At 36.0% G+C, this 20,513-nt stretch carries 21 protein-coding genes; 9 read left to right on the top strand and 12 right to left on the bottom strand.

Going from position 1 to position 20,513, the window contains the following annotated elements; translation table 11 throughout:
- Nucleotides 1-80: 80 nt before the first annotated feature.
- Nucleotides 81-707 (bottom strand): 5-bromo-4-chloroindolyl phosphate hydrolysis family protein, encoded by a 627-nt coding sequence (locus LDP15_RS02795; protein WP_010905895.1) that lies wholly within the window; start codon nucleotides 705-707, stop codon nucleotides 81-83.
- A 192-nt stretch (nucleotides 708-899) separates the two neighbouring features.
- On the opposite strand from LDP15_RS02795, the gene LDP15_RS02790 reads away from it, so the two are divergent.
- The 6 genes from LDP15_RS02790 (at nucleotide 900) to rsmG (ending at nucleotide 5,577) form a co-directional block, all read left to right on the top strand.
- Nucleotides 900-1,925 (top strand): NAD(P)H-dependent glycerol-3-phosphate dehydrogenase, encoded by a 1,026-nt coding sequence (locus LDP15_RS02790; protein ID WP_003131086.1) that lies wholly within the window; start codon nucleotides 900-902, stop codon nucleotides 1,923-1,925.
- A gap of 42 nt (nucleotides 1,926-1,967) precedes the next feature.
- On the top strand, nucleotides 1,968-2,909 hold the full coding sequence (gene galU / locus LDP15_RS02785; RefSeq protein WP_015426578.1) for a UTP--glucose-1-phosphate uridylyltransferase GalU: 942 nt from the start codon (nucleotides 1,968-1,970) through the stop codon (nucleotides 2,907-2,909).
- 70 nt (nucleotides 2,910-2,979) lie between these two features.
- Complete coding sequence (locus tag LDP15_RS02780) at nucleotides 2,980-3,387, top strand: NusG domain II-containing protein (protein WP_012897960.1); 408 nt, start codon at nucleotides 2,980-2,982, stop codon at nucleotides 3,385-3,387.
- Nucleotides 3,384-3,914 (top strand): Gx transporter family protein, encoded by a 531-nt coding sequence (locus LDP15_RS02775; RefSeq protein WP_003131089.1) that lies wholly within the window; start codon nucleotides 3,384-3,386, stop codon nucleotides 3,912-3,914. The genes LDP15_RS02780 and LDP15_RS02775 overlap by 4 nt, the downstream gene beginning before the upstream one ends.
- Nucleotides 3,905-4,864, top strand: coding sequence for a polyprenyl synthetase family protein (locus LDP15_RS02770; RefSeq protein WP_015426579.1), 960 nt, complete (start codon nucleotides 3,905-3,907; stop codon nucleotides 4,862-4,864). Before LDP15_RS02775 ends, LDP15_RS02770 begins: the two co-directional genes overlap by 10 nt.
- Entirely contained in the window at nucleotides 4,861-5,577 is a 717-nt protein-coding gene (gene rsmG / locus LDP15_RS02765; RefSeq protein WP_015426580.1) for a 16S rRNA (guanine(527)-N(7))-methyltransferase RsmG, read from the top strand. Before LDP15_RS02770 ends, rsmG begins: the two co-directional genes overlap by 4 nt.
- 15 nt (nucleotides 5,578-5,592) lie before the next feature.
- Here the strand turns inward: rsmG and LDP15_RS02760 are convergent, their stop codons facing one another.
- From LDP15_RS02760 to LDP15_RS02740, 5 genes are all read right to left on the bottom strand, one after another.
- A complete protein-coding gene (locus LDP15_RS02760; protein ID WP_015426581.1) occupies nucleotides 5,593-5,871 on the bottom strand; it encodes a hypothetical protein in 279 nt (92 codons plus the stop codon).
- 35 nt (nucleotides 5,872-5,906) lie between these two features.
- Nucleotides 5,907-6,620 carry an orotidine-5'-phosphate decarboxylase gene (gene pyrF, locus LDP15_RS02755; RefSeq protein WP_012897963.1) on the bottom strand — a complete coding sequence of 238 codons (714 nt, stop codon included), beginning with the start codon at nucleotides 6,618-6,620 and terminating at the stop codon, nucleotides 5,907-5,909.
- A 148-nt stretch (nucleotides 6,621-6,768) separates the two neighbouring features.
- On the bottom strand, nucleotides 6,769-7,704 hold the full coding sequence (locus LDP15_RS02750; protein WP_015426582.1) for a dihydroorotate dehydrogenase: 936 nt from the start codon (nucleotides 7,702-7,704) through the stop codon (nucleotides 6,769-6,771).
- 72 nt (nucleotides 7,705-7,776) lie between these two features.
- Nucleotides 7,777-8,565, bottom strand: coding sequence for a dihydroorotate dehydrogenase electron transfer subunit (locus LDP15_RS02745; RefSeq protein ID WP_058204146.1), 789 nt, complete (start codon nucleotides 8,563-8,565; stop codon nucleotides 7,777-7,779).
- A 604-nt stretch (nucleotides 8,566-9,169) separates the two neighbouring features.
- On the bottom strand, nucleotides 9,170-10,534 hold the full coding sequence (locus tag LDP15_RS02740; RefSeq protein ID WP_015426584.1) for an MFS transporter: 1,365 nt from the start codon (nucleotides 10,532-10,534) through the stop codon (nucleotides 9,170-9,172).
- A gap of 376 nt (nucleotides 10,535-10,910) precedes the next feature.
- Here LDP15_RS02740 and LDP15_RS02735 point away from each other — a divergent pair, with 376 nt between their 5' ends.
- The 3 genes from LDP15_RS02735 (at nucleotide 10,911) to LDP15_RS02725 (ending at nucleotide 14,203) form a co-directional block, all read left to right on the top strand.
- A complete protein-coding gene (locus LDP15_RS02735; protein ID WP_003132414.1) occupies nucleotides 10,911-12,122 on the top strand; it encodes an SPFH domain-containing protein in 1,212 nt (403 codons plus the stop codon).
- Between the two features lie 159 nt (nucleotides 12,123-12,281).
- On the top strand, nucleotides 12,282-13,421 hold the full coding sequence (locus tag LDP15_RS02730) for a hypothetical protein (protein WP_015426585.1): 1,140 nt from the start codon (nucleotides 12,282-12,284) through the stop codon (nucleotides 13,419-13,421).
- On the top strand, nucleotides 13,418-14,203 hold the full coding sequence (locus LDP15_RS02725; protein WP_015426586.1) for a TPM domain-containing protein: 786 nt from the start codon (nucleotides 13,418-13,420) through the stop codon (nucleotides 14,201-14,203). The genes LDP15_RS02730 and LDP15_RS02725 overlap by 4 nt, the downstream gene beginning before the upstream one ends.
- Before the next feature lie 29 nt (nucleotides 14,204-14,232).
- Here the strand turns inward: LDP15_RS02725 and LDP15_RS02720 are convergent, their stop codons facing one another.
- From LDP15_RS02720 to LDP15_RS02695, 6 genes are all read right to left on the bottom strand, one after another.
- The gene (locus tag LDP15_RS02720) at nucleotides 14,233-14,769 is read right to left on the bottom strand and encodes an rRNA large subunit pseudouridine synthase E (protein WP_025017118.1); all 537 of its coding nucleotides are present in this window, start codon (nucleotides 14,767-14,769) and stop codon (nucleotides 14,233-14,235) included.
- Nucleotides 14,770-15,107: 338 nt separating this feature from the next.
- A complete protein-coding gene (locus LDP15_RS02715; protein ID WP_015426587.1) occupies nucleotides 15,108-16,271 on the bottom strand; it encodes a DUF916 and DUF3324 domain-containing protein in 1,164 nt (387 codons plus the stop codon).
- 77 nt (nucleotides 16,272-16,348) lie between these two features.
- Nucleotides 16,349-17,161, bottom strand: coding sequence for a WxL domain-containing protein (locus tag LDP15_RS02710; RefSeq protein WP_015426588.1), 813 nt, complete (start codon nucleotides 17,159-17,161; stop codon nucleotides 16,349-16,351).
- Nucleotides 17,162-17,173: 12 nt separating this feature from the next.
- The gene (locus tag LDP15_RS02705) at nucleotides 17,174-17,479 is read right to left on the bottom strand and encodes a hypothetical protein (RefSeq protein ID WP_015426589.1); all 306 of its coding nucleotides are present in this window, start codon (nucleotides 17,477-17,479) and stop codon (nucleotides 17,174-17,176) included.
- Between the two features lie 46 nt (nucleotides 17,480-17,525).
- Nucleotides 17,526-18,530, bottom strand: a complete 1,005-nt coding sequence (locus tag LDP15_RS02700) for a DUF916 domain-containing protein (RefSeq protein ID WP_015426590.1) — start codon at nucleotides 18,528-18,530, stop codon at nucleotides 17,526-17,528.
- An 11-nt stretch (nucleotides 18,531-18,541) separates the two neighbouring features.
- A complete protein-coding gene (locus LDP15_RS02695) occupies nucleotides 18,542-20,485 on the bottom strand; it encodes an RTX toxin (protein ID WP_163646513.1) in 1,944 nt (647 codons plus the stop codon).
- Nucleotides 20,486-20,513 lie beyond the last annotated feature (28 nt).

Genomic DNA, 20,513 nt, shown 5'->3' with positions numbered 1-20,513 from the left:
ATTGACAGGAATATTTGTTTTTTTACTGACAGAATCATCAGTTTTACTGACAAGAATTTTTAAAACGTCTGTCAGTAAAATTATTTGTCAAAATCAACTTGATGTTTGATGACATTGACATCGTCCATCAAAATTTCATGGTAGTTTTTAGAAATTGAATGTGAGAGTGTTTTTATCAAAAGTAAGGTTTCATCTAAATCACGATTGATTTCTTCTGTTCTTACTGATTGTTTCTTCATCTCAATAAATTTCTCTGACAATTTGACCATGTTTGGCAAGTCTTTATATAGAAACTCATTTTGTTTTGTGAGTTCTTGTGGATTTTGAACAATATATTTAAACGTTTGTTTGCTGGCTTCTAAACCGCCTGTCACTGATTCAACAACTTGTAAATCATCTTCTTTTTTCAGTAATTTTTCCCAAGTTTTGATATTTTCTTTTGCTTCTGACAAGTTTTCACGGAAAATTTTAATATCCGTATCTGAGAGTCCTGCTTCGTGGTAACGTTCAATATTTTCTTTTTTGCTCATTCCTTTATCCTTATATCCTTCTTCTCTTTCATCAGGGTTTTTTCGCATAAAACTAATTCCGATAATCATTTTTATAATTAAGAAAAAGAGAACTAATCCAAAAATCACATTCACGATTCCTAGATGACCATAACCGAACATCATGTCCTGATGATTCATAAATAAACTGACTGGCATATTTTTTTTCCTCCCGCTTGCGTCCTGTTCTCACAAGTTTCTAATTTTTAAATTTCATTTTTAAGAATAACCTTTCGGATATATCTCTATTTTATCATAATATTTGAACCCTAAATCATACTTAGGGCTGATTTTTATTCTTGCTTATGTTAAAATGTAAAGGAAACCAAAACGAAAGAAAGGATCATTTCTATGAATCCACAAAAAATTGCAGTTTTAGGTCCAGGTTCGTGGGGAACTGCACTTTCACAAGTTCTTAATGATAATGGTCATGAAGTTCGTATCTGGGGAAATAATCCAGAACAGATGGCTGAAATTAATGAAAAGCATACAAATACACGCTATTTTAAAGATGTTGTTTTGGATGAAAAAATAAAAGCATTTGATCGTTTAGATTTAGCTTTAGAAGATGTTGATGCTATTTTATTTGTTGTACCAACTAAAGTGACACGTTTGGTCGCAAAACAAGTAGCCGAAGTCCTCAAACACAAAGTACACATCCTTCACGCTTCTAAAGGGCTTGAACAGGGAACACATGAGCGAATTTCTACTATTCTTGAAGAAGAAATCCCCGCTCAATTGCGAGGAGAAATCGTGGTAGTTTCTGGCCCTTCTCATGCTGAAGAAACAATTGTTCGTGATATTACATTAATTTCTGCAGCTTCTAAAGACCATGATGAAGCGAAATACGCTCAAGCAATCTTCAGCAACGACTACTTCCGTCTTTATACTAATACTGATGTTATTGGTGTTGAAACAGCTGGTGCCCTTAAAAATATTATTGCTGTAGGCGCGGGTGCTCTTCACGGTCTTGGTTTTGGTGATAATGCTAAAGCAGCAATTATTACGCGTGGTCTTGCCGAAATTACTCGTTTAGGTGTGGCTATGGGAGCTGAACCTTTAACTTATAGCGGTTTGTCTGGTGTTGGTGACTTAATTGTAACAGGTACTTCAATTCACTCACGAAACTGGCGCGCGGGTGATGCTCTTGGTCGCGGCGAAAAGCTAGCTGATATTGAAAAAAATATGGGAATGGTTATTGAAGGTGTTTCAACCACTAAAGCTGCTTTTGAGCTCGCTCAACAGCTAGGTATCGATATGCCAATTACCGAAACAATCTACAAAGTTCTCTATGAAAATCTAGATGCAAAAACTGGAATTCTTGATATCATGCGCCGCGAAACTCGTGCCGAAAATGAATTCATTAATAATAAATAAAAAGTAAATACGATTTATCTAACTATAAAGGAGTTATTATCCATGAAACAAAACACTATTCCAACTAAAGCCAGAAAAGTACGTAAAGCTGTTATTCCTGCTGCTGGTCTCGGAACTCGCTTTTTGCCAGCAACTAAAGCGATCGCTAAAGAAATGTTGCCAATCGTTGACAAACCTACTATTCAATTTATCGTTGAAGAAGCCTTGAAATCAGGAATCGAAGATATTTTGATTGTTACTGGTAAAGCAAAACGTCCTATTGAAGACCATTTTGACTCAAACATTGAGCTTGAACAAAATTTGCTTGAAAAAGGAAAAACAGAATTACTCAAACTTGTTGAAGAAACTACAGATATTAATCTTCACTTTATCCGTCAATCTCATCCAAAAGGATTGGGACATGCCGTTCTTCAAGCTAAAGCTTTTGTTGGAAATGAGCCTTTTGTAGTCATGCTTGGCGATGACTTGATGAATATTACTGGGAATGAAACTCCTTTAACTAAAGACCTAATCAATGATTATGAAAAAACTCACGCTTCAACAATCGCGGTTATGAAAGTTCCTCATGATGATGTTGATAAATATGGTGTCATTGACCCTAACGGTGAAGTTTCTAAAGGCCTTTACAATGTTGAACGTTTTGTCGAAAAACCAAATGTTGATGAAGCTCCTTCTGACCTTGCAATTATCGGTCGTTACCTCTTAACTCCTGAAATTTTTGATGTTTTAGAAACACAAGTTCCCGGTGCTGGAAATGAAATCCAATTGACTGATGCTATCGAACGTTTGAATAAAACACAACGCGTTTTTGCTCATGAATTTACTGGAAAACGTTATGATGTTGGTGATAAACTTGGTTTTGTTGAAACAACAATTGAATATGGTTTAGAACACCCACAAATCGGGGCGAATTTGAAAAACTACATCATTGAAAAAGCAAAAGAGCTTTCTAAAGATGACTCAAAAAATATCACTAAAAAATAAGAAAGAGCCGAAAGGCTTTTTCTTTTTGATTTCGTGAATTTTTTCATTAATTTTGCTATAATTAACCTTAATGAACTTCTTTAAAAACACGGTTAATTTTTTTAAAAGCATAAAGACAAAACCGCTTGATTTTGTTATTATTTTTCTACTGTTCATCGCTTCTTTTTCAACTTTGTTCTTCTTCGCTACTGGTTCCAAAGGAGCTCAGGCCGAACTAAGAATTAGTGGTAAGGTGATTAAAACTTTTGATTTAAATAAAAATCAAACTTGGACCTACCGTGATAAAGATGGCGATTATAATAAAATACAAGTTAAAAATGGTGAAATTGCGGTTGTCGAAGCCAATTGTAAAGACCAAATTGACGTCCAAAGGGGCTATATTTCTAAGACTGGGGAAACTATCGTCTGTTTACCTCATAATTTAGTGATTGAAGTTATGAGTGGTCAAAAGGATGAACAGGTAGATTATAAAGTATGAATATTAAAGAATACGTTTATGTTTCTCTATTGACAGCTGCTGCGGTAGTTATGGGAATTATTGAAAGCTCTTTACCTCCTTTTTTTGCTTTTGCACCTGGAGCTAAAGTGGGCCTTGCCAATTTGGTGATGATTATTGCAGTTTTCACTTTAAGATGGCGACAAGTTTGGGTCATGCAAATTCTTCGTCTATTAATTACAGCACTTTTTACTGGTTTTTCCGTTTTTCTGTACTCTTTTGCAGGCGGAATCTTATCTCTGTTAGCCATGTATTTGATGAAGCAATTTGGACCAAAACTGGTTTCAATGATTGGAATTTCGACAGTTGGTGGATTTTTTCATAATTTTGGCCAATTAGCAATGGCTTCTCTTTTAGCTAAAACAACTTCTGTGATGCTTTATTTGCCTTGGCTTGCCTTTTTTGGAATACTTGCTGGTTTTGCAATTGGCATTGCTGGGAATCAATTAATTACACGTGTTAAACCTATTCAAGAACTATTTATTAAAGAAAGTAAACAATGGACTTAAAAAATAACTTTTGGAAAGACTATCCAGAGCTTGAAAAAGAATTGGTTCAAGTTCAACAATTAATGAAAAGCCACGTTACCATCAAAAATTCAGATGTTAAATCGGCTATTTTTGATATATTTGATGCGGGCGGAAAAATGTTGCGTCCAGCTTATTTACTTTTATTTTCAGGATTTACTGATCTTTCTGAAAGTGAAAGATTGGCACTTGCGGCTTCTGTCGAAATGATGCATACAGCGACTTTGGTTCACGATGATGTCATTGACCACGCAGACACACGGCGTGGCGTAGCTACTTTGTCAGCAAAATACGGACCAGAAATTGCCGTCTATGCTGGGGACTATTTATTTATTGCTGTCTTTCGTCTAATGTCTGAACACTCATTAGAATTATCAAATTTAACCAAAAATATTGGTTCAATTGAGCGTTTATTAGGTGGTGAGCTTGGTCAACTTAATCATCATTTTAATCTTCAACAAACTTTAGATGATTATATTGAAAATATTTCAGGAAAAACGGGAGAACTTTTTGCACTTTCTGCTTCTGTTGCTCCTTTAATTTCTAAAAATAATACATTGACCAAACGAGCTTATAAAATTGGAATGAATATTGGGATTTCTTTCCAAATTATGGATGATTATTTAGATTATGCATCGACTGCTCAAACGCTTGGAAAACCGGTACTTGAAGACATTAAACAAGGCATTTATTCTGCTCCTGTTCTCTTTGCTTTACAGGAAAACAATGCTCTTGTTTCTGAATTAATTAAAAATGAAAAATTTGATGAAGTTTATGATTTTATCAAAACTTCTGATGCCCTTGAAAAAACCAAAGCACTTGCGAAATCTTATACTCTTTCAGCATTAAATTTAATTGATAAATTACCAAAAGGTAAAAATCGTGAGCTGATTGCCGAAATTACTAGAAAACTTTTGGAGCGAAATTTATGACCCCTGATGAATTTTTGTCAGCACTGACAGAATTTGATATTCAACTCTCTGATAAACAAATCAAACAATTTGAACGCTATTTTGAACTCTTGGTTGAATGGAATGAAAAAATTAACCTGACAGCAATTACTGAAAAAAATGAAGTCTATTTAAAACATTTTTATGATTCTATTGCACCAATTTTATATGGATTGATTACTGACCAACCTGTCAGTATTTTAGATATTGGTGCTGGAGCAGGTTTTCCTAGCTTACCAATGAAAATTATTTTCCCTGAATTAAAAGTGACTATCATTGATTCTCTCAATAAGCGAATTAATTTCTTAAGTTTACTGACAGAGGAATTAGGCCTCGAAAATGTGACTTTACTTCACGGACGAGCTGAAGATTTTGGTCAGGATACTAATTATCGTGGAACATTTGATTTTGTTACTGCCCGTGCGGTTGCTAGACTTTCTGTTTTGACTGAATTTACGATTCCCTTTCTCAAGAAAAATGGTATTTTATTGTCATTAAAAGCAGCTCAATTTGAAGAAGAATTGAATGACGCTAAAAAGGCAATTGCTACACTTGGTGGAAAATTTATCAAAGAAGTCGCTTATGAATTGCCTAACGGTGATGAGCGTCACATTGCTCTGATTGAAAAGAAAAAAGAAACCCCTAAAAAATACCCACGCAAAGCAGGAACTCCTGCAAAAAATCCAATAAAATAAAAAAATCGGCCATTTTTAGCCGATTTTTTTGCTGAGATTAATCACCAATACTGAAATAGAAACAATCGCAGTAAAACTATTCATGACCATTGCAGGTGCCGTCAGTGAAAGGCTAGTAAAGATTGAGAGTAAGATAAAAGTAATATGTATTGACCGATAGCGAAACCAAAATTTAGTAAATTTATTCTTCCACACTTTTTGACTTTGTTTTTGACTTTTATTTTGAATTTTAAACCATGACCTTACGACGACGACAACAATTAAGTCTAATAAAAGCATGTAATCAAAAACCATGTAACACAACCAAAAAGTGAAGTAATTTTTTCATTTTATTGATTCCATTCTGCTTTTATCGCATGATAGCTAGCTACTGGATCTTTTGCTTGGGTAATTGGACGGCCGACAACAATATAATCTGAACCAATTGTTCTTGCTTCTTTAGGTGTCATTACTCGTTTTTGGTCGCCTTTACTTGCACCCTCTGGGCGGATTCCTGGTGTGAGACAAATGAATTCTTTCGATGTCGCTGCTTTAATTTTTTCAACTTCATGTGCCGAACAAACGACACCGTCAAGTCCTGCTTGAGCGGTTTTTTGTGCGTAATTAATAACCGATTCTTCAAGACTAGTCATAATTTTTTGGTCATTTTGCATAATTTCCTCAGAAGTTGAGGTTAATTGTGTGACCGCAATTAATTTTGGCCTTTGCCGTCCAACTGGCGTTCCAGCCTCTAAACCGCGTTTAGCTGCGACCATCATTTCAACACCACCAGCGGCGTGAACATTAACCATATCTACTCCCAAACGTGCTAAAACACGCATTGAGGATTCAACAGTATTTGGAATATCATGGAGTTTTAAATCAAGGAATACACTGTGGCCGAGCGATTTTACATAGTAAACGACTTGGGGTCCAGCCGTGTAAAAAAGTTCCATTCCTAGTTTAATATACAATTGTTCTGACGGGTCAAATTTTTCGAGAAAATCTTTTACGTCTGAGAATTCAGGGAAATCAAGGGCAATGACAGGTCTATTTTCTTGCATTTTTTCTACTTCCTTTTTCTAAATATTTAATGACAGAATGATCAGCTTTGCTGACAATTCTTTTAGCTACAGATAAAATGCTCGCTTGGTCGCATTTTAATGACAGAATGATTAAACAGGATGTCAGTAATTTTAGCTAATAATAAAATCATTTTTCTGAGTTTTTAACTTCTTGAATCAAGTTTTCTAAGCTATCAATTCCATATTGATCCATTACCTCTGGTAATTTTTCAATGATTTTTGGACAGACAAATGGGTCAGCAAAATTTGCAGTGCCAACGGCAACGGCTGAAGCTCCTGCCATATACATTTCTAAAACGTCTTGAGCACTTTCAACCCCACCCATTCCAATGATTGGAATGTCAACTACTTGAGCCACTTGATGAATGAGTTTGAGTGCAACTGGTTTAATTGCAGGACCCGACAATCCACCTGTGATATTTGCTAAAACAGGTTTTCGTGTTTTCAAATCAAAACGTACACCCATCAGTGTATTTATCATTGTCAATCCATCTGCTCCAGCTGCTTCAACTGCTTTTGCAATCGGAACAATGTCGGTCACGTTGGGTGAAAGTTTCACATACAAAGGCACCTTACTGACTGCTTTACAAGCTTTGACTAGCGCAGCTGCAACATCTGGATCTGTCCCAAAAGCTTGTCCGCCGTGTTTAACATTAGGGCATGAGATATTTAATTCAATGGCTTTCACATTGGGTGCATCTCCAATTTTTGCACAAACAGCCACATAATCATCTTCCTCAGAACCAGCTACATTGGCAATAATCGGAAGGTCTGGAAAATTTTCATTGAGCCAAGGCAATTTTTCGGCCATTATCACTTCTAATCCTGGATTTTGTAGTCCAATTGCATTAAGCATGCCACTCGCTGTTTCAGCCACACGGGGTGTCGGATTGCCAAAACGAGGATGAAGGGTTGTTGCTTTGACCATGATTGACCCTAATTTGTTCAAATCATAATATTTGGCATATTCTTCACCAAAGCCAAAACAACCTGAAGCTGGAATGATTGGATTTTTTAAATCAAGTCCGGGTAATTTTACTGACAGACGATTATTTTCGGTCATTTTTTCTCCTAATTTTTTTGTGACAATCATCAGCTCTACTGATGATTTTTTTATGCTGATAGAGTACTCCAATTATAGTGATAGTTGTTTTCCTAAAAATACAGGGCCATCTTCACAGACTTTAAGGGCATGATTCTCATCTTCTTTATCATGTTCAACGCAAGCATAACATGCTCCGATTCCACAAGCCATCCGGCTTTCCATTGAAATATAAAGTCGTTCCAACTGGTCATATTTTTTTGCAACAGCTTTGAGCATGGCTGGCGCACCACATGTATAAAGAGCGTCAACTTCAAAATCAACTTCTTCCATTAACATCCCAACATGACCTTTTGTTCCATAAGAGCCATCGTCAGTTGCAATTTTCAAGCTTACATTTTTTAGTTCAGCAAATTCCTTCTCTAAAATCTTGACCTTTTCAGAAGCGAAACCTAGCAAAATGGTCATTTGGCAGTTTTTTTCTTCAAGTTGTTTAGCCAATTCATAGAGAGGTGGAACTCCGATTCCTCCGCCGACAATTAAAATTTTATCAGTCGAAACTACTTCATCTACTGGAAAACCATTTCCCAGTGGGCCCATTACATCAATTTTTGCACCTGTTTGTAATTTTGAAATTTCATAAGTTCCACTTGTTTCGTCCCCAATTCGATAAAGAATCGTACAAGTTTTTGCGACTTTATCCCAACTGGAAATAGAGATTGGGCGACGTAAAAGCATACTAGCATTAGGCACCGCAAGATGTAAAAATTGTCCCGGCAAATCCATCTCTTCTACTAGCTCTCCTTTAAGAACCATCTCGAAAATATTAGAAGCAACCTCACGTTGGCTGACAATCGTCATCATCTCTTGTAACTTAGGCATTATTTCTCCATTCTTTATTCGGACAGAAGCTACAGCTTGCTGAACCTTCTTTTATTCATCGATAAAATGCTCATGTTAATCGCATTACTGACAGAAAGTTCAGCTTACTGAACCTTCTTTTATTCACCAATAAAATGCTCATGTTAATCGCATTACTGACAGAAAGTTCAGCTTGCTGAGCCTTCTTTTATTCATTGATAAAATGCTCATGTTAATCGCATTACTGACAGAAAGTTCAGATTGCTGAATCTTCTTTTATTCATCGATAAAATGCTCATGTTAATCGCATTACTGACAGAAAGTTCAGATTAATGAACCTTCTTTTATTCATCGATAAAATGCTCATGTTAATCGCATTTTACTGACAGAAAGTGCAGATTTACTGACAACTCTTTAGTTGACACAAAAAAACACTTGTAAGAGAACTTACAAGTGTACTAAAAAACTGGTAATTTACTGACAGAATAAATGGGCTAAAGAGAAGTTCATCTTTAAGCTGTCAGTAAGCCAAATTAAATTTTCCGTATCCTTGCAAGCCTCTCTGGACTTAGTTAAAGGTTTTAAAATATTATAACGAAAAAAGTGTCATTCGTCAAAGATTTTTTTAATGATTGGCCCTAATTTTTTTCAAATTTGGGAAACTGACAATTAAACTCACGATAATCAAGATGAAAAATAGAGCTAAAATAATTGAAGTTCCATGACTCGTTCCAACTTTGAAGCCATTGAGTCCTTGGAAAATTGAAAGTGTCGTTGCGACAACTGCCGTTGCCACCGCACCAATAAATTGTTGCAAAGTATTGACCAAAGCATTTCCATCAGAAAGTTGGTCAGTAGCTAAAGTGCTCAAGCTACAAGTCATTAAGTTACTATATGAAATCCCAAGACCTAACATCAAGACAATGTGTGCCACCAAGAGCAAAGCAAGGCTTTTTGTTGGTAAAAAGACGAAGAGCAAAGCAAGACCAAGGGCTGCTAAAATCAAACCAGTCGTAATTGGTTTTCTGGCACCAATTTGGTCCAAAACTTTCCCAGAAATTGGTGCTAAAACTGCACCAATCAAAGCTCCAGGAAACATAAAAAGTCCCGCCACTGATGAACTAAATCCAGCAGAAACTTGAATAAAACTTGGTAAAACAAAAGATAGACCTAATAGCAAAGCTTGATATACCAAAAGGCTAAAAATCAGCGCCACAAATCGGTGATTTTGCAAAATTCCTAAATCAATTAAACTTTCTTTGCGGTTGAATCGAACAAACAAGAAAGCTCCGACCAATCCTACAATAAAGAGTAAGGCGAAGGTCATTAAATGCTCTGCACTTAGAGCCGAAATGAAAGCAAAGAACATGATTGATAATGCAATAACTGGGCGAAGCGCCAATTTCTTGGACGTTTTTGCCCCTTCTCTTGGAAGACAAGCCAAACCAAGCACTAAAGAAATTACCACCAAAGGTAAAAGGAAAATATAGATATAACGCCAATCAAGCGAATTAGAAATAATTCCTCCATAAGTTGGGCCAATAGCCGGAGCGATGGAAGTCGTTAAAGTCCCAATCCCCATCATCATTCCTCTTTTATGAAGTGGTGCTTTAGTCAAAATCAGGTGGAACATCAGAGGTAAACCAATCCCAGTTCCCACCCCTTGTAAAAGTCGGCCAAATAATAGCATGGCAAAATTTGGTGAGAAACAGTTGGTCAAAACCCCAACTAAAAAGATAAGATTAGCGACCAAAAAAAGTTTTCTTGCTGAAAATCGCTCATTAAAATAAGAAGAGAGCGGAATCGTAATCGCAATCACAAGCAGATAAATCGTCGTTACCCATTGTATTTTTGAAGTAGAAAGTCCAAACTCATTAATCAGCGTTGGGAAAGTCACATTCATCGCCGTTTCAATCAAAACGCCAGAAAATGACAAAATCCCTGTAGCAATCACTGCCCCCAATAAGTGGAAATGGTTGTTTTTATTCATGCAATAAAATCTCCTAAAACTAAACAAAAAGAGACGAAATTATTATCCTAAAATAATAATTTCGCCTCTGTATAATTCAACATAATTTATGTTATCTGTACGAAAGTTATAACTTGTCTATTATATCTATAAATCTGATAAAATGCAAGCCTTAACTTGTTAATCCTATGATATAAAAATTTATTTAAAGAAACAGGAGAGAATCAATAAATTCCGACTTTAGTCTGATTTTAGTAAATTTTCAAATAATTGATAGGTTTCGTCAGAGAAATTTGATATAATTAAGTCAAATAGCTGAGCTATTCACTAAAGGAAAGGAAGGCAAATTCATTCTCTAAAATTTTGTTTTGAATTGAATTTGTTTGTAAAAGAATACATGGGAATTATTAAAGCTGCAACAGGTTCACTCGGTGGGGCGTTGGCTGACCAATGGCTTGAGGTCATTGAGCCAAATGAAATGTCAGACCAAACGGTTTTCACTAAGGGAATTAAAGTAAGAAAAGATGCAAAACGTGGTTCTAATCGTAAAGGAACCGAAGACGTAATTACTGACGGTTCTATCGTTCACGTTTATGAAAACATGATGATGATTCTTGTGGATGGTGGTAAAATTATTGATTACACCGCTGAACCTGGATATTATACTGTCAAAAATGACACTGCGCCAAGTCTTTTTAATGGTGATTTGCGGGATTCAATTCAAGAAAGCTTCTTCCGTTTCAAATTTGGTGGAACAACTCCTCAAAAACAAGAAGTTTATTATGTCAATCTTCAAGAAATTAAAGGTATTAAATTTGGAACAGCGACACCTCTTCAATACTTTGATAATTTTTATAATGCAGAGCTTTTCTTGCGTACACATGGAACTTATTCAATAAAAATCACTGACCCTCTTGCTTTTTACGCAAACGTCATTCCTAAAAATGCTGATCATGTCGAAATTCAAGAAATTAATGACCAATATTTGGCTGAATTTTTAACGGCTTTAAATACGTCAATTAACCAATATTCTGCTCAAGGCGAACGGGTTTCATTTTTAACTTCAAAAAGTATGGAGCTCAGCAAATACATGGCCTCTGTTCTTGATGAAGATTGGAAACAGTTGCGAGGAATGGAAATTGTTTCTGTTGCTGTCGCTAGCATTTCTTACACTGATGACAGTCAAAAATTGATTAACATGCGTAATCAAGGCGCAATGCTTGGTGACCCTTCTATCCGTGAAGGTTTTGTCCAAGGAGCTGTTGCTCGTGGTCTTGAGGCTGCTGGTTCAAACACTGGTGGTGCGACAAATGCCTTTATGGGAATGAATATGGGTGGACAAAATCTAGCTGGTTTTTCACAAACTAACCAAGCTCAAATGCAAGCCCAAGCAGAGAACAAGGCTGATACTTGGACTTGTCCTGAATGTAATACTAAAAATACCGGTAAGTTCTGTTCAAATTGTGGGCAAGCGAAACCCTCAGCAACTCCTGTTATGCCTGAATTAAATATGGCTTGTAACGAGTGTGGAGCGGTCGTTAATTTGGCGAATGGTGTTCCTAAATTCTGTCCTGAATGTGGTAAGCCTTTTGTTGCCAAAGCGCTCTAAGACATGTAAATAATGATTTAAGATAAAGTAGTTCTAAATTAGGGCTGCTTGTCTTTGCGTATTTTTAAGAATTTATTTCTGATGAAAATTCTTTTAGTTTCTAACTGAATTTCCCCTGCTAAATAAGCAGGTTTCATAACTTAAAAGTAAGGAGTAACGATGAGCGAAAGCCAAGTTCTTACACATAAATGTCCCAATTGTGGAGGTCCACTGCTCTTTGAACCCAAAAATCAAAAATTTCACTGTGAATATTGTGGTTCAACATTTACGGAACAAGAAGTTTCTGATTTCGAGGCCAAGCAAGAGGCAGCAAAAGTTACTGACAGTCCTATCAGCTCTGTCAGTAACGCTGAAACGACTGACGAAAAGGAAAAAATTACTGACAGCGACGAAAAAAGAGCTGACGAAAACACTGACGAAGAAATTGGACTATTTCTCTGTCCATCTTGTGGTGCAGAAATCGTCACTGATGCGACAACTGCTTCAACTTGGTGCTATTATTGTCATAATCCGGTTGTTCTGACCGAGCGATTGTCTGGTAAATTTCTCCCCGAAAAAATTCTCCCTTTTCAAATTGAGAGAAAAGCGGCTGAAGAACAATTTTTAGACTGGGTGGGCAAGAAAAAATTTGTTCCCAAGGCCTTTTTTGACAAAAAACAAATTCAAAATCTGTCAGGCGTTTATTTCCCCTATTGGGCTGTTGATGCTGAACTATCTGGCGGTATTTCGGCGCAAGCCACCAATTTACGCGTTTGGATGGTTGGCGATACCGAGTACACTGAGCATTCTCAATATGAAATTCAGCGGGGCGGAGAGACAAAATTTAAGGATTTAATCAAAAATGCCTTGAAAAAAAATCTGTCAGACAAAATGGTTGGCGCCGTTCAACCTTTTGATATGACTGCTGCTATTCCTTTTAAAAATCAATATCTTTCTGGCTTTTTAACTGAAAAACGAGATATTGAATTCCCTGATATGAAAGAAAATGTTGAACGGGAATTTCGTCAATATGCTGACGGATTAATGGAATCAACAATTGTCGGTTATACTTCTGTCAGTAATTTACAGAGTAATCAGCAGATTAAAAATATCGATGAAGAATACGTTTTACTCCCAATCTGGCTGGTTACTTATAAAGAAGCTGGCAATGACCGTCTCTTTTATTACGCGATGAATGGTCAAACTGGTAAAGTAGCCGGACTTCTACCCATTGATAAGAAAAAACTTTGGACAGTTGCCATTGGAATCTTTATTCTAGTGCTTCTTCTTGGAATTATTGTGGGGTATTTGCTATCATGAGAAAAAAATTAGTCATTCTTTCTTTATTTTTCCTAAGCTTCTTCTTTTTACTCATTGCACCAAAGACAGCAGCGGCGACGTTCTCATCAGGTCTTGAAGATAATCTTCAGCTTTTAGGTGGAAATGTAACCCTCCTTGAACAAGAAGCTCAGAAATTGGCCAATGAAACAAAAGCGGGTGTCTATGTTGTCACGACAGATAGCTCTACCCCTGCCAGTCAAATGGCAAAAACTTATCTGGCTGATAAAGTAGGCGCTAAAAACAACGGTGTCGTTTTGGTCATTAACATGAACTTACGTAAAGTTTATATTTGGGCAACAGGAAATCTTAAATACTACTTGCCTTCAAGTCGAATTGAAAAAACCTTAGACATTGTCCAACCCGAATTGACTGACAATAATTATTATCAGGCTGTCAGTGGATTTTTTGACCAAGTTTCTAAATATTACCAAGCAGGAATTCCAACATCAAGAAAGTATTCTATCAATTCCGAAACAGGAGCTGTAACTTTCCATCGCAGCTTTCAACCCTTATCAATTTTGATTGCTCTTATCATTTCTTTGATTGCAGCTGGTGGCTTCGTTTGGACCATCTATCGTCGTTATCAAATGAAAGACGCTCATGCCGTATGGCGCTACGATTACGGCCGAAATGGTAATTTAGAACTCCATCAACGTGAAGATATTTTAGTCAACACATTTATAACTACAAGAATTATCCCTCGTCCTTCTTCTGATAACAATAATTTCAGTGACGGTTCTGGTGGCGGACGTTCTTTCTAAATAAAAAGGAATCACAAAATGATTCCTTTTTATTTTTGAATAATTTTATATTCCCCAGATTTTAGATTTCCCAGTGAATATTGACCAATTGACCAACGAATTAATCGAAGTGTTGGGAAGCCAACCGCTGCCGTCATTCTTCTAATTTGCCGATTTTTTCCTTCTTTGATTGAAATTTCAACCCAGCTTGTCGGAATTGCCTTTCGTTCACGAATTGGTGGAGTCCGTTCCCAAAGCCAATCAGGTTCATCAATTAATTTTACTTTCGCAGGCAATGTTTTTCCATCTTTTAATAAAAGACCTTTTTGCAACTTTTGCGCTGCTTCTGATGAAAATTCTCCCTCCACTTGAACCAAATAAGTCTTGTAAGATTTTGATTTTGGGTCTGTCAGTAAATGATTGAGCTTTCCATCATCTGTCAGTAAAAGTAGACCTTCACTATCTTTATCCAATCTTCCAGCAGCATAAACATTTGGTATTTTAATATAATCTTTTAAAGTTTTCCGACCCTCTCCGTCAGTAAATTTTGTTAGTACATCATAAGGTTTATTAAATAATATAATCATAATTTTTTTGCAAAAGTTCATCTTTCTCAAATCTATTTCTATTAATTATTTTACCAAAAAAAATTATTATTAGCTTACAAACAAAGTTTTAGTTTGTTCTTTGGCTATTATTGATGAACTTAGTTGGTGCATTAATTTCCATACTAATAAGGCACGCGCACTTACTTATAAAAAAAACAAGAGTACTTCTGACTAATCTTACTTTTGAATTGCAGTTGTAGGACCTCATTATGAGCCTATGAAATGTTTAATCTTTTATGATATCAGCACTAATCAAATAATAATAACAAAACCTTCCGTTTAAAATGGAAGGATTTTTATTTTGAAGTAAATAGGGATCACTTTTTATTCAAATCATCAATTATTTTTTCTTGGGCTTCTATTTTTTCTCTAAGTGCTTGCTTTTCTTCTTCCTCCTTTTGAGATTTTTTTCTACGTTTCCATAATAAGATAATGAAGAATAAGACAAGTAGTAATATACCGATGACAAATAATAGCCATGTCCAGTCTTTTTCTTTTTTAACGGTTGGGTCACTATCATTCAGTTTTTGAGCTTGATTATCAGAAATTGTAAACTCTTGATCAAAGGTCCATTGATACTTATATCGTGCCGTTTTATTATCGACCTGTGCCTCATATTTTCCTTGATCATCCGTTCTGGCATTAACGACAAGTTGAAGACGATATTTCCCAGGTTTTAGAGGTTCTGATACCCTTGTAGCCGCACTTTGATTACTAGTTGGTATAGGTAAATCAAAACTTGTATTTGGGGCCATTTGCATCATTGAATTTGAATAAGTATATTTTATATCTGTATTACTTATACCACTTATCGTTGCTTTTACGTTCATCGTATTGATATAAGTCATCGTTGGATTTTGCAGATTAACATTAATCACATTTCGTCCATTAATTTGACTAGGGCTGACCGTCTTTAGCTTTAAATCTGGCGAGACCTCATTATCATTTTGCCTCATTAGTAGGGAAATAGTGTAAGAATAGGTATTCTTAACTGTAATTCCTTCTGAATCTTCTTCCTTATCATTTTGTCCCTCTTTTGAAAAGGTAATTCCACCAGCAATTTGACCATTAAACGCTTCATTTGGCATTTTTACTTTCAGGTCCAGTTTTTGGCGAGTAAGAGGTGGCAATGTCACAACTTTGGGAGTCTTAACATAGTCTTTTAAATTATATTTCAGTGAAGAATCTGCCACTATTTCCGTTGGTTCATAAACAACAAGACCCGTCATATTTGTTACTGCGCTAGATAAGGTAACATCAATTTTTATTTCTTGCTCAGTATTATTAGATAATTCAACTTGTAAAGTCTGTTCTTCGTCGGCCCCTAAAAGAATATCAAAATATCCTAAATCTTTGTTCGATTGATTTTCTGGAATAATTGGCTTCACAGTATAATCATCAGTCCGAGCATAGCCAGTTTGAGCCAAACCAAATGATAGCGTAAGAAAAATCGCTGATAAAAATAATTGTAATTTTTTCATTTATACCCCCCATAATCCCCAATTTTTTATAAAAGTTGAGTCTCCCTTTTGAGAGACTCAGCTGCTTGAATCAACTATTATGCATTACCTGGTGCACTATAAAGATTCCAGTTTAAAGTTGTAGTATAGGTATCCACCTTGGCAGATCCTGCTGGTACATTAAGAGTAATATTGGGATCTACCTTACCTGTTGTATTCGTTGCAGAATCCAAAGTTTCTGGGTCGGTTACCAAAGTAGAACCATCTCCCGCACCAAAGCTAAGCAAGTTTGTTCCTGTCCCCGTTCCTGCATCTGCTTGGAAAATATTTACTGCCGTTCCTGGAACAAGAGCATTCGTTGCCGTATTTACGGTTGAACTTGCTTTATTCATTGATGTACTAACAACCGCATTAGTTTTATCATTGTTAAAAGTCATAACAGCATTGACTAAATCACCAGCTTTCGTTCCTTTAAATTGAGCTGTTTGCGTCAAAGAAACTGACCATCCTGTTGGACCAGTCGCTGTTCCTCGGTTATCTGTTACTTGCATGAATTGCGGAATAGCTTTACCACTTCCATCATTTGCAGCCCAAGCTGACCAAGTATGAGCTGTTGAAGCATCTACATAGTGAGTACCAAAGTTAATGGCTGGTACATAATCCAAAGTCAATCCATCATCTGAAGCAACAGGATTTGAAGTATTAGGAACTCCTGGCGTAGTTGGACTAATTGGCGTTTTACCATCGCCAGGTGATACCGGATTAGTTGGCGTTTTCTTAGGTTGAAAGGCCACATTAGCTCCACTCGTCGTGCTTCCCACTGATGCGGCACTGACTTCTAAAACACTTGTTGACAAAAGTATTGCTGTAATTACTGCGACGCCACTAAGGCTGAATATTGTTTTTTTCATTAAAGTTCTCCTTTATCCTATTCGTTTGGTCTTTTTAATCATTAAACTTCCAACTCCAATTGCCACTAATCCTACCACGAAAGGCATTAAAGAATCATTCTGGTTAGTGCCTACAATTGGTAAATTTTGATTAGTCAATATTTGACTTTGACCAGTAGCTTGCGAACTAGAAGTTACTGATGGTTTTTCAATTGGTTTTTTTTCTAAAAATCCCACTTTTCCTGTCGTGTTAGTTCCCCCAATTTCTTGAGCAAGAATGACACTTGTATTTAAAAGTAAGAGTGCACAGATAACCCAAAGAATATATTTGATTTTCATTAATCTCCTTCCTAATTTTATCAATCTTGATTTATAAACTGATTGACTATTTTTTGAAATAGGCATAAATTCCGCCAGAAGATATGACAACCATTAGAATTAATGATAGCCCTACTGATTTTTTATTTAAGGGCTTAATCTCTTCTTTTTTCTTCTCTAGAACCTTCAAGTTCCCTGAGTCAGAAACGATTAGATTCCGCTTAAAAGTCTGATTAGAGGAGTAAACTGTTAAATAATATTTTGCTCCCTTTACTAGTTCTTTTTGATTATTCAGTTTAATACTTACCGACGCGTTAGGGACTACTGCTGTTTTTGGATTACTAAATTCTGAAACAACTTCCCCTTTTTGGTCTTTTATCACCGCTTTTATATTCATATTACTTAGAAGAAAGGAATTGGGATTTTCGATTTTTATGACTTGTTCTTTCTCATTAGATTTTTCCAAAGCAAATTCTAAATTCTGTTTATGTGATTCTGAGTAATCTTTATCTTCCATCACAAGAGCAACAACGTTACTGTAAACGTTTAAGATTCCTTCTTGACGGTCGCTCTCTTTTGGCACTTTTGTGACATTTATCCCGCCAATTAGTTGACCTTTGATTCCTTCTTTAGGAATTTTTAGATTAATCGTAATTTCTCTAACTTCATTAGGAGCCAAAGTAATTTTGAATTTACCTGCTTCTTGCGCTTCATCAAAATAGATATCTTGATAGAAATTAAACTTTGAATTTTTATGATGTAAATATTGACTGACTTCCTCTTCTGATAAGCTATAATCGAGAGTAAAATTATTATTATTAACCGCTTGATTAGATGTAATTTCAAAATTATTTTCTTCATTACCATTACTAATTTTTAACTTTAAATTTATTGACTGCGTTTTTTCTACTTGCAACCACCAATAAGTAATGCTTCTATCTTTTTGGTGTCCTTCAAGTATAGCTCCTACGCTAAAATCACTGGTTGGACTTTCTGAATAAGCAACTTTAGATTGAACTATCAATAATATACTAAGGATGGATAGAAAGATTAATTTATAAACTTTTTTCACTTTCTCCTCCTTTATGATGGTCCATTTGCTACGGTGTACTGAAAAGTTCCCGCGTTAGTATTAGTTTGTGTTAACAAGCTATTATTCGCTTTAATATTTAGGGCTGAATCAGTTGGAAATATCATTGTATACCAACTTCCTGCACCAGTCATTTTAATCCAAGATGGCAATGTACTATCACTTGTGATACTTGCAATTTGTAAAGCAGAATTAAGGCTTAATTGGCTGGCTGTTTTAGTTGTTGGGTCAACCCAATAATACTGAAGTCCATTAGGAAAATTATTCTGAGTCATTTTGACAAGGACATGTATATTGGGATTTTGTGCTCGATCATCACCGACAACAAGTGTTTCAGTACTTGCACCATTAATTAGAGAAGACCATGACCCATCTACCGGTGTCCCTTGAGCTAAAGTAGGATCTAATGAAACATTAAATGTTCGATTCATACTTGATAAAGCTGCATTTAATTGAAATCCTAGAGGCTGATACCATGAAATATATTTCCCAGCTGCAATACTTGATGCGTCACTTCCATAACTATTAGGACTTAAATTTGTTACCTGTAAAGTAGGGTTAAAGGTCGTGAGTGTTCCCGTATTCATTCGATACCAAATATCTGAACTCGTTGGGGTAATTATTCCTTTGTTGGGTGTTATCAAGTCATAAGTCGAATCAAAAGTATAACCGGTTGATGATGAGTGGGTTCGCAAGCCACTTCCCGAAATCGTAATCGGAAATGTTAGAACGGTAGTAGAAAAGACTGAGCCACCCGCTGTATTAAAAGTCACAACTTTGGGGTCGGTCATTGTGATGCTACTTCCTAATCCTGGAGCAAGTGAAACTACGTTTTGATTTGGATTTAAGTTATTAAATAGAACACTTGAACCCTGTGCAAAATTCCATTTTACTGCACCCGTCAAAAACGCATCTAAACTAATTACCCCACCCGTTGTTACCTTAAGTGCTGCATTTTGTCCAACATTTAAGTTCCAACTATTTAATGTATTCAAGGCCATAAACCAGCCTCCAGCATAAGTAGATGAGGTATTTAAAGTTCCATTAATGACAAAACTTCCATTAATATTCCAATTCAAAGCTCCAACTGTCAATAAACTTCCATCATCATAGTACATCGTATAGGTCTTATTTAGATTCCAAACCATCGATGCTCCGGCATCAACTTGTAAAGTTGAACCACCACTTGAATAATATACGTAGAAAGGTTGGTCATTTCCCCAACTTTGATTCAAAGTCGTTGTACCAGTTACCACTTCAAGATAGGCTCCTCCTTGAATCCATTCGCCTTGATTATCTGCTCCAGCTGAACCTGTATCATTAATATTGTGATTTTGTAAAATATTAAAGGTATTTGTTCCTCGAAATAATACTTTTCCATTATCATTTCTAATTGGTTGCGCTCCGTAGATTGCATCACCATTGCTTACTGTCACATTTTCATATACAGCCGTAGCCTTAGCGTTTAAACCTTTCATTTGAAAAATTCCACTCGTGATATTGTTTACAATTGTTGCATTCTTAACTGTTAGAATCGTATCCGTAGAAATCGTTCCATTTGAGCCGAAAGCTCTGGCTGTTCCATCACTTCCACCAATACTCTGAGCCGTTGTATAATTCGTGTCATTATCAAGATAGAGAGTATAATTATTTCCGTTTATTGATAAAGATTTCCCACTAGAAACGGTGTTGCCAGAGTTCAAAATACTATTTCCGGGAACATTTGCCGTTACATTAAGAAAAACAGTATTGCCTGAAGCTGCATTTGGTGTCACTCCTTTATAAGTATCAATCATATCTTGCCAATTGCTCACATTATAGTAGGTTGCTCCTGTTATGCCTGTCACTGTTCCTGTCGTATCAACTGTTCCACCTACAATAGCTGCTCTAGCCTTGGGAGCTAAACCAAATAGGATAATTAAAAATCCTAAAGTCATGAGAAGAATAAATCTTTTTATTTTCACC

Source organism: Lactococcus sp. SK2-659 (assembly GCF_020218185.2).
Classification (GTDB): Bacteria; Bacillota; Bacilli; order Lactobacillales; family Streptococcaceae; genus Lactococcus; species Lactococcus lactis.
This window is presented reverse-complemented; position numbering and strand designations above follow the sequence as displayed.

Excerpts from the sequence above, each read along its gene's own strand:
- LDP15_RS02795 (WP_010905895.1), bottom strand. The coding sequence starts at position 707 with ATGCCAGTCAGTTTATTTATGAATCATCAGGACATGATGTTCGGTTAT.
- LDP15_RS02790 (WP_003131086.1), top strand. The coding sequence starts at position 900 with ATGAATCCACAAAAAATTGCAGTTTTAGGTCCAGGTTCGTGGGGAACT.
- galU (WP_015426578.1), top strand. The coding sequence starts at position 1,968 with ATGAAACAAAACACTATTCCAACTAAAGCCAGAAAAGTACGTAAAGCT.
- LDP15_RS02780 (WP_012897960.1), top strand. The coding sequence starts at position 2,980 with ATGAACTTCTTTAAAAACACGGTTAATTTTTTTAAAAGCATAAAGACA.
- LDP15_RS02775 (WP_003131089.1), top strand. The coding sequence starts at position 3,384 with ATGAATATTAAAGAATACGTTTATGTTTCTCTATTGACAGCTGCTGCG.
- LDP15_RS02770 (WP_015426579.1), top strand. The coding sequence starts at position 3,905 with ATGGACTTAAAAAATAACTTTTGGAAAGACTATCCAGAGCTTGAAAAA.
- rsmG (WP_015426580.1), top strand. The coding sequence starts at position 4,861 with ATGACCCCTGATGAATTTTTGTCAGCACTGACAGAATTTGATATTCAA.
- LDP15_RS02760 (WP_015426581.1), bottom strand. The coding sequence starts at position 5,871 with ATGGTTTTTGATTACATGCTTTTATTAGACTTAATTGTTGTCGTCGTC.
- pyrF (WP_012897963.1), bottom strand. The coding sequence starts at position 6,620 with ATGCAAGAAAATAGACCTGTCATTGCCCTTGATTTCCCTGAATTCTCA.
- LDP15_RS02750 (WP_015426582.1), bottom strand. The coding sequence starts at position 7,704 with ATGACCGAAAATAATCGTCTGTCAGTAAAATTACCCGGACTTGATTTA.
- LDP15_RS02745 (WP_058204146.1), bottom strand. The coding sequence starts at position 8,565 with ATGCCTAAGTTACAAGAGATGATGACGATTGTCAGCCAACGTGAGGTT.
- LDP15_RS02740 (WP_015426584.1), bottom strand. The coding sequence starts at position 10,534 with ATGAATAAAAACAACCATTTCCACTTATTGGGGGCAGTGATTGCTACA.
- LDP15_RS02735 (WP_003132414.1), top strand. The coding sequence starts at position 10,911 with ATGGGAATTATTAAAGCTGCAACAGGTTCACTCGGTGGGGCGTTGGCT.
- LDP15_RS02730 (WP_015426585.1), top strand. The coding sequence starts at position 12,282 with ATGAGCGAAAGCCAAGTTCTTACACATAAATGTCCCAATTGTGGAGGT.
- LDP15_RS02725 (WP_015426586.1), top strand. The coding sequence starts at position 13,418 with ATGAGAAAAAAATTAGTCATTCTTTCTTTATTTTTCCTAAGCTTCTTC.
- LDP15_RS02720 (WP_025017118.1), bottom strand. The coding sequence starts at position 14,769 with ATGATTATATTATTTAATAAACCTTATGATGTACTAACAAAATTTACT.
- LDP15_RS02715 (WP_015426587.1), bottom strand. The coding sequence starts at position 16,271 with ATGAAAAAATTACAATTATTTTTATCAGCGATTTTTCTTACGCTATCA.
- LDP15_RS02710 (WP_015426588.1), bottom strand. The coding sequence starts at position 17,161 with ATGAAAAAAACAATATTCAGCCTTAGTGGCGTCGCAGTAATTACAGCA.
- LDP15_RS02705 (WP_015426589.1), bottom strand. The coding sequence starts at position 17,479 with ATGAAAATCAAATATATTCTTTGGGTTATCTGTGCACTCTTACTTTTA.
- LDP15_RS02695 (WP_163646513.1), bottom strand. The coding sequence starts at position 20,485 with ATGACTTTAGGATTTTTAATTATCCTATTTGGTTTAGCTCCCAAGGCT.